The organism is Tardiphaga sp., assembly GCF_025356345.1.
Lineage (GTDB): Bacteria > Pseudomonadota > Alphaproteobacteria > Rhizobiales > Xanthobacteraceae > Tardiphaga.
This window is the reverse complement of the sequence record NZ_JANXTC010000198.1, coordinates 23,538-31,571: the sequence shown is the minus strand read 5'-3', so window position 1 is coordinate 31,571 and position 8,034 is coordinate 23,538. Positions and strand designations below refer to the sequence as shown.

At 63.3% G+C, this 8,034-nt stretch carries 6 protein-coding genes; all 6 read right to left on the bottom strand.

Annotation, left to right across the window (positions count from 1 at the left end):
- Positions 1 to 55: 55 nt before the first annotated feature.
- The 6 genes from Q0S16_RS12020 to Q0S16_RS11995 all read right to left on the bottom strand — a co-directional run bounded on the left by Q0S16_RS12020 (position 56) and on the right by Q0S16_RS11995 (position 7,915).
- On the bottom strand, positions 56 to 1,051 hold the full coding sequence (locus tag Q0S16_RS12020; RefSeq protein WP_295848470.1) for a branched-chain amino acid ABC transporter permease: 996 nt from the start codon (positions 1,049 to 1,051) through the stop codon (positions 56 to 58).
- A complete protein-coding gene (locus tag Q0S16_RS12015; protein WP_295848468.1) occupies positions 1,048 to 1,917 on the bottom strand; it encodes a branched-chain amino acid ABC transporter permease in 870 nt (289 codons plus the stop codon). Before Q0S16_RS12015 ends, Q0S16_RS12020 begins: the two co-directional genes overlap by 4 nt.
- A 7-nt stretch (positions 1,918 to 1,924) precedes the next feature.
- Positions 1,925 to 3,553, bottom strand: coding sequence for an amidohydrolase (locus tag Q0S16_RS12010; protein WP_295848466.1), 1,629 nt, complete (start codon positions 3,551 to 3,553; stop codon positions 1,925 to 1,927).
- Between the two features lie 235 nt (positions 3,554 to 3,788).
- Complete coding sequence (locus tag Q0S16_RS12005; RefSeq protein ID WP_295848464.1) at positions 3,789 to 4,967, bottom strand: ABC transporter substrate-binding protein; 1,179 nt, start codon at positions 4,965 to 4,967, stop codon at positions 3,789 to 3,791.
- Positions 4,968 to 5,040: 73 nt separating this feature from the next.
- Complete coding sequence (locus tag Q0S16_RS12000) at positions 5,041 to 6,477, bottom strand: glutamine synthetase family protein (protein ID WP_295848462.1); 1,437 nt, start codon at positions 6,475 to 6,477, stop codon at positions 5,041 to 5,043.
- Positions 6,478 to 6,556: 79 nt separating this feature from the next.
- The gene (locus tag Q0S16_RS11995; protein ID WP_295848460.1) at positions 6,557 to 7,915 is read right to left on the bottom strand and encodes an aromatic ring-hydroxylating dioxygenase subunit alpha; all 1,359 of its coding nucleotides are present in this window, start codon (positions 7,913 to 7,915) and stop codon (positions 6,557 to 6,559) included.
- Positions 7,916 to 8,034: the final 119 nt, after the last annotated feature.

The window sequence follows — 8,034 nt, the reverse complement described above, 5'->3', positions numbered from 1 at the left end:
GTTACCTTGAGTCCGCCAAAAGCCAGCGAAACATGACGCGCTTCGAGCAGCACGGTCATGACGCCCTGCCCTTGACGCGCGCCGCCAGCTTCAACACTGGCGCGATCAGTCCCTTTGGCGCGAACAGCACGATCCCGATCAGCAGCAGGCCGACCAGCATCATCCAGTGAAACGGATTGGCCGCCGCGACGATGTGCTCGAAAATCATGAAGATCACCGTGCCTGCCAGCGCGCCCCAGAGATGGCCGGCGCCGCCCAGCACCAGCATCACCAGCACTTCGGCGGAGCGCTCGAAACTAACGCTGTCGAGCCCCACCACGCCGGTGCTGATCGCGGTCAGAGCGCCACCGACGCCGGCGACCGCACCGGAGACGCCGTACATGATGACCAGACGCGGATATATCGCGACGCCGATCATCTTCGCGCGCAGATCGTCATCCTTGATAGCGCGGCACATCAACCCGAACGGCGATCGGGAAAACCGTGTCAGCGCCACGAAGACAATGACGAGCGCCGCCAGTGAAAACAGAAACGCGGTGCGGCTGTACATGTCGAAATGATAGATGCCGAACACTTTTCCGGGTGCGATGCCGGACAGGCCGTCGCTACCGCCGGTCAGCCATTGCAGCTTGTTGGCGAGCGCCGCCACCAACTGGCCGACCGCGATCGACAGCACCAGTTGCGGCAAGCCGCGGAAGCGCGCGATCAGCGCGCCGGAAATCACCCCCATCAGCGTGCCGGCAACAATGCCGACCATCAGCAGCGCGATCGGGTCGGTCACACCGCGGACGCAGGCGATGCCGGCGGCATAGGCGGCAACGCCGAACAACGCGGCATGTCCGAGGGTGGCGATGCCGCAATAGCCGGTGACCAGATCCAGCGATAGCACCAGGAAGGCGATACCGATCAGCCGTGTCAGAAACGCCAGATCGTCGGGAAACAGATAATAGCCGATGGCACCGAGCACGGCGATGGCCAGCGCACCGCCCGCTTCCGGCGCAAAAGAAATCTGACGTTTCGCCGGGACGTGGTTGGCGATCAATCCGGTCATGCGTGCGACCTGCCGAACAGGCCATGCGGAAACAGGAACACGATGCAGATCACCGCCAGGTAAAAGAAGAATTCGCCGAATTCCGGCGCCAGATATTTGCCGGTGGTGTCGGCCAGACCCAGCAGCATCGACGCCGACAGCGCTCCCATGATCGAGCCGGCGCCGCCGACGGAGACCACGACGAGGAACGTCACCATATAGCGCAGCGCGTAGAACGGTTCGATCGGCAGGATCTCGGCACCGACCACGCCGCCGAAGGCGCCGAGTCCGATCGCCAGCGCGAAGGTGACCGCATAGACGATCTCGGTGCGGATGCCGAGCGCGTCCGCCATGCCGCTGTGATCGACCGAGGCGCGCAAGCGGATGCCGAATTCGGTCTTCTCGATCAGCCACCACAGCGACAGCGCCGTGACGACGCCGCAGGCGATCACGAACAGCCGGTGCGTCGGGATCGAACGGAAGCCGATGTCGAGCGGGCCGTTCAGCAGCGGCGGCAGCGGAATCGATTTCAGCGACGGACCGAAGGTGAAATTCACCACGCCGATGATGAAGAAGGTGATGCCGATGGTCATCAGCACCTGGATCAGCGGATCCGATTTGCGGTAGATGCGGCGATACAGCAGCAGTTCGAACGGGATCGAGACGATAATGGTACCGATCACCGCCAGCAGAATTGCGACGCCATAATGCACATGCAGATTGGAGATCGCGTAGGAAGCCAGGTAACCGCCGATCATGGCAAAGGCGCCATGCGCCAGATTCACGACGCGCATCAACCCCATCATGATCGACAGGCCGATCGAGATGATGAACAGCACCATGCCATAAGCGATGGCGTCGGTGAGGATGCTGAAAGTGAGGCGCATGGTCTATCTATGCCGCGGGCACGGTAAATTGCCAATCCGCGCGCTGCGACCTGACGTCATGCACCACCTCGCCGCGCAGCATGGTCAGCAGCACTTTTGTCTGGCGCAGTTCGGAGCCACTGGCCGTAAAGGGATCGCGGTCGATCGCAATCAGGTCGGCCGCCATGCCAGGCAACAACGTGCCGCGCCAGGCTTCATGCTTCATGGCAAAAGCGCCACCGACCGTGTAGCTGTGAATCGCTTCGCGGACGCTAATCGCCTCTCGCGGCCCGATCGGCGCGCCGCTATCGGCGGCGCGGAACGCCGCGTCGGCGATGCCGTCCCACGGCGAAAATGATCCCGTCGGCGCGTCCGAGGTGGCGACATAGCCGACGCCGGCGTCGATGACGCTGCGGCCCGGATAGCAGGCCTCGGCGCGGGGGCCGAAGGCGCCGGCGATCGAGCGCCGCATCCGGGTCAAGAAACTCGGCTGCGTGACGACCAACGCGCCGAGCGCCTTCATACGGGCGAGACCGCCAACAGGCGGGACGAAATAATGCTCAATGCGATGGCGCGAATCGACGCGCGGATGCGCGGTCTGCGCCTTCTCATAGGCTTCGATGACGCAGTCGATCGCGCGGTCACCGCAAGCGTGAACCGCGACCTGCCAGCCCGCTTCATGGGCTTCGCCGATCACCCGTTGCAGGTCGATTGGCTCGCGCATGAACAGGCCGCGCGCTGGCCTATCGAAAAAGTCCTCGCTAACAGCCGCGGTACGCGCACCAACAATGCCATCGGCAAAGTATTTCAGCGTGATCGCCTGCCAGTCGGGATGTTCCGTCGGCACGAGGCCGCGCGTCGCGGCCTCATGGGGATCGAGCTGGTACATGAAACCGAGCCGCAACGGCAGCGGGCCGCTGTCATGGATTTCGTGCCAGATCGCGAATTCCTCATCGTAGCCGACGGTGAACCCGACCGCCGCCTCGACAATGGCGGTCAGGCCGAGGCGGACGCTGTCGTCAATGGCTTGGCGCAGCGCATCGACCAGTTCGGCAGGGTCCATCGGCGGCGCGGCGCGAAACAACTGTTCGGCCGCGGTTTCCATGGCGCTGCCGTCGAGCCGGCCATCACCGTCGCGGCCGAAGCCGCCACCATCGGGGTCGCCGATTGCATCATCAATACCGAAAAAGCGCAGCGCGGCGCTGTTGGCGACCGCGACGTGACCGCAAAAGCGGCGCACCAGCACGGGATGGTCGGGTATCGACGCGTCGAGTTCGGCGCGCGTCGGCAGGCGATGTTCGGCAAGGCCGTTTTCATCGAGACCGGCGGCGTAGACCCATTTGTCGGGCGTGATGATTTGCGCGCGGGCGGCAAGCAGCTTCAGCACCGCGGCGATGTCCGCGGCATCGCGCGGCGATACCGGGACCTGCAGCCGCGCATGGGCGATGGCGAACAGATGGATATGCGCATCGGTGAGGCCCGGCAGGACGACGGCACCGTTCAGATCGATAGTCTGGTCGGTGCGAGGCGCGTCACTTCGGGCGCCGACCCACAGCACCTTGCCATCCGCGACGACAATGCTGTCGGCGGGCGTCTCGTCCCACGCTGAGCGATGGATGCGGCCATTGGTGAGCAGGATGGAGCGCGCGGCGGGCATGTGGGGAAATCTCTGCAAAGCGAAGCGACTGTAGTGGTCATTCCGGGGCGCGAGCGCTCCAGCGCGAGCGAACCCGGATTCCCGGCATATTCATCGCATCACATCGAGGTTCCGGGTTCAGTCGCAGCTGACGCTGCTCCTGCCCCGGAACGACAGCGTGGGGCGGGTAGTCACGTCAAGGTTCCGGGTTCGCTCGAGCTTTGCTCTCGCGCCCCCGTAACGACGGTGTTCGTTTCTACTTCTTGCTCAACGCCCAATCCGGCTGATCGGCAAACACGGTGTCGCTTTCCTGGTTGATCAGCTTGCCGTCGACCCTGGTCACGGTGCGCAGATAGACGTTCTGGCGGATGTGGCGGGTGTCGGAATCGATCGACACCGGGCCGCGCGGGCTGGTCCACTTCATGCCCTTGACGGCGGCGATGGCCTTTTCCGGATCGCGCTTTCCATCGGTAGCCTCGATCATCTTGTAGATCACCCGGGCGCCGTCATAGGCCGCGACGCCGGTCATGGCGACGTCCTCGACCTTGCCGCCGTTCTTTACGATCGACGCCAGAAACGCCTTGTTCTCCGGACTGTCGTGCGAAACCGCGTAGTGATAGGTCGACAGCACACCCAGCGCGCTGTCGCCGATGCTCGGTAGATCGATCTCGGTGACGATGTCACCGGTCGACATCATCTTGACGCCATCTGCCTTGAGGCCATTGTCGACATAGGCCTTGAAGAACCCGAAGGTCGGCGGTCCCGACGGCAGGAAGCAGAAAATGGTGTCGGCACCGGCGGCCTTGATGCGCTGCATGATCGGGCTGAAATCGGTAGTGTTCATCGGAATGCGGATCGCCTCGACCACGGCACCGCCATCGGCCTCGAAGGTCTTCCTGAAGGCCGCTTCGGCATCGATGCCCGGGCCGTAGTCGCTGACTGCGATGGCAACCTTCCTGGAGCCGTTCTTGAACGCGATATTGGCGGCCGGCACGGTGTTCTGCCACATCGTGAACGAGGTGCGCACGATATAGGGGCTCTTCTCGACGATCGACGAGGTCGCAGCATTCAGCACCACCAGCGGCGTCTTCGACTCCTCCAGCAGCGGCGCCACCGCCATCGCGTTCGGCGTGAAATAGATCCCGGCGAGATATTGCACCTTGTCCTTGACGATCAGCTCCTGCGCCAGCGCCTTGGACTTGGCCGGGTTGGGGCCTTCCTCGTCCCTGTAGACGAACTCGACGGTGTGGTTGCCGACCTTATTGCCGTGCTCGGCAACATAGGCGTCGATGCCCATCTTGTAATTCGCGCCGAACAGCGCGTACGGCCCGGACAGCGTGCCGATGACGCCGACCTTAATGACGTCGGCGGAGGCGGTACCCGTCATCAGCGCTAGAATGGCGACGGACAGGATCGATTTGGTGGATCGGGTCATGGATGCAGTCCTCGTTACGGCGGATCAAACATTGTCGGAAGAAGCGTATTCAATAAACGTGCCGGTCAGGCCGTCAGAACATCTCGAAATATTCGCGCTGCTCCCAGTCGGATACTTCCGCCTGGAAACGATCGATCTCGGCGTTCTTGATATGGGTGTAGTAGTCGACCATGGTTGCGCCCATCTTGTCGCGAAAAAACGAGTCGTCCTTCAGCGCAAAGACGGCCTCGCGCAGCGATTTCGGCAGCAGCGGCGCGTTGCTCTCATAGGGCGTATCAGCCGATGGGCCAGGATCGAGCGCGCGGTCGACGCCGTCGAGACCGGCCAGAATTTGCGACGACATATAGAGGTAGGGATTGGCCGCGGGCTCACCGACGCGGTTTTCCAGCCGCGTCGCGGAATCGCCGGCGCCGCCGAGCACGCGAATCATCGCGCCGCGGTTGTCGCGGCCCCAGATCGCGCGGTCCGGCGCCAGCGAATAGGAGCGATAGCGCTTGTAGCCGTTAATGGTCGGCGTGGTGAACACGGTGGCCGCGCGCGCATGCGCCAGAAGGCCGGCGAGGTAGCCGCGACCGAACGGCGACAGCGCCTCGCTCGGGTCATCCGACATGAACGCATTCCTGCCGGTGTCACGCGACACGATCGACTGGTGCAGGTGCCAGCCCGATGAAACCACGTTCGGAATTTTCGGCCGGCACATGAAGGTGGCGTGGTAGCCGCGACGATGGCAGATCTGCTTGACCGCGGAGCGAAACAGCACCATGGAATCGGCCGGCGTCAGGCCGACCGTGGGCGCGAAAGTGAACTCGCACTGGCTCGGACCATATTCGACTTCGACCGATCGCAGTGGCAGGCCGAGCGCCAGCACATCGCGGCGGATGAATTCGAGCACCGGCTCCATCTGGTCGTAACGTTGCTCGGTGAGGTATTGATAACCATGCGATAGCAGGCTGACCTCCGGCGGGCGGCCGGGCTGGCCGGCATCCTCCGGCGCCATCCGGGTTTCTTCATTCCTGAAGATGTGGCATTCGACCTCGAGACCGGCGACGAAGTCATAACCGCGCCGGGTGAGATCTGCGAGCACGCCCTTGTAGAGGTTGCGGGTGGCGAACGGCACCGGGCGGCCATCGGCGAAGTGTACGTCGCACAACAGCCAGCCGGTTGCCTCGACCCAGGGCAGCACGCGAAACGTCAGCGGATCAGCGATCATCAGCGCGTCGGCGGCGCCCTGCATTTCAGGGATGCCGAAGCCGCCGCCGGCGGTGAACACCGGAAACACCGATTTGTGCGAGGTGTCCTTGGCGAACATCGTGGTGGTGATGCTGCAGCCATTTTCGAGGCACCGCAGCGCCTCCTCCGCGATCAGCGTCTTGCCGCGCAGGATGCCATGCTGATCCGGAAACGACAGCCGGATCACTTCAAGTTTCTGCTCCTCGACAATGCGGCGAAGCCGGACGGCGGCGTCCTTCTGTTCTGCGGACCACAGGCCGTGGCGTTCGACGAAACTCAACGCAGTCTCCTCAACTCGTAGGGCGGGCAAAGGCGCTTTAACGTCGTGCTCACGCATGGCAACGTGTATTGAAGGACGCTCACTCGGCTGCCGACAGATGCGTGACGGTGGCCGACGTCTCGTTCGGCACCGGCGCGGCCCACGGCGCACCGCGACGGCGGGCGACGTCGACTTCCATCCAGTAGGTTTCCCAGCCCCTGGTCGGGCCGATGCCGTCCATGGTGCCGGGCCCCTGGATGCTGCGCGCATTGGCTTCATCGAGGACCATCATCGGCTTCTGGCCGCCGGCGACCTTTTCGATTTCCTGCCGCAGCAGCTTGCGATAGGCGATGATCGCCTTGTCGGAGGAGCCGAGATGCTCGCGGGTACGATCCTGGATCCGGCCCATCGATTCCACCGCCCACTGGTCGTGGACATTGATGTCGGCGCCCATGCCGGTATAGGTCTCGTGCGCCTGCTCGTGCGGATCGAAGCCGTAATCATTGCCGCGGTTCTTGCGCGAGGTGTAGAGCGGCAGTTCGTAGAGTTCGAGGCGCTGGGCCAGCATCTTCGCCTTGTCGACCGGCTTGGTGTAGCTGGTGAAGATCGCATACCAGTAACAGTTCTCGTCATCGACCGGTACGTGCCATTGCGAGATGGTCATCTCGGTGCTCAGGGGAATGACGAAGCCGTGCGGAAACACCTGGTTGGTGACGCGCACATGGGTGCGCTCGTCGTCGAGCTGGCGCAGCGCGATCAGCCGCAGGCCGTATTCGGTGCTCTCGACATTGATGATTGGCCGATCATATTCGCGCAGGATCTTGGTCATCGGCAATTCGGAGCCAGCGGAAGCGCCGCGGAACTGCTTGCCATAGGCCGCCGACGTGTCCTCGTCCTCGAAGAAGCGATGCAGGAACGAGGCGTGGGCCGGATCGATGCCGACTTCCAGCGCCTGCAGCCAGTTGCATTCGAACAGCCCCTTGAAGGCAAAGGTGTAGGCCCCGGGCGCGGCGAAGCAATCCAGCTCCGGAAATGCCGGCGGCTCGCCTTCGCCGAGATAGGCCCAGAGGATGCCGCTCTTTTCCTGCACCGGATAGGCACGCTGCTTGATGCCGGCGCAGAGCTTCGAGGTGACGGGCTCGGCCGGAGTCTCCAGGCATTTGCCGTTGACGTCGAACAGCCAGCCATGAAACGCGCAGCGCACGCCACCACCTTCGAGCCGGCCAAAAGCCAGATCAGCGCCGCGATGCGGGCAGTCGCGGTCGAGCAGGCCGTACCTCCCCTGCTCGTCGCGGAAAATGACAAAGTCCTCGCCGAGCAGTCTGACCGGCCGGATCGGGCGCTCGCCTGCCAGTTCATCCACCAGCGCCGCCGGCTGCCAGTAATTGCGCATCAACTTGCCGGCTGGTGCCTTCGGCCCGATCCTGGTGATCAGGTCATTCTGCTCTTGGCTCATCATGGCGAGGACACCTTCGATGGGGCTGACGTGGCAAGCCTATACCCAAGCGGGAAATCGGCTAATTTGTTCGTCTATTGAACTTGTGGGCGATTTTATCGCTAGAGAGATTCCAAGCAAGC

What these genes read in the sequence shown, in the direction of transcription:
- Q0S16_RS12010 (WP_295848466.1), bottom strand. Translation starts at nt 3,553, where the DNA reads ATGCCCGCCGCGCGCTCCATCCTGCTCACCAATGGCCGCATCCATCGC.
- Q0S16_RS12020 (WP_295848470.1), bottom strand. Translation starts at nt 1,051, where the DNA reads ATGACCGGATTGATCGCCAACCACGTCCCGGCGAAACGTCAGATTTCT.
- Q0S16_RS12015 (WP_295848468.1), bottom strand. Translation starts at nt 1,917, where the DNA reads ATGCGCCTCACTTTCAGCATCCTCACCGACGCCATCGCTTATGGCATG.
- Q0S16_RS12005 (WP_295848464.1), bottom strand. Translation starts at nt 4,967, where the DNA reads ATGACCCGATCCACCAAATCGATCCTGTCCGTCGCCATTCTAGCGCTG.
- Q0S16_RS11995 (WP_295848460.1), bottom strand. Translation starts at nt 7,915, where the DNA reads ATGATGAGCCAAGAGCAGAATGACCTGATCACCAGGATCGGGCCGAAG.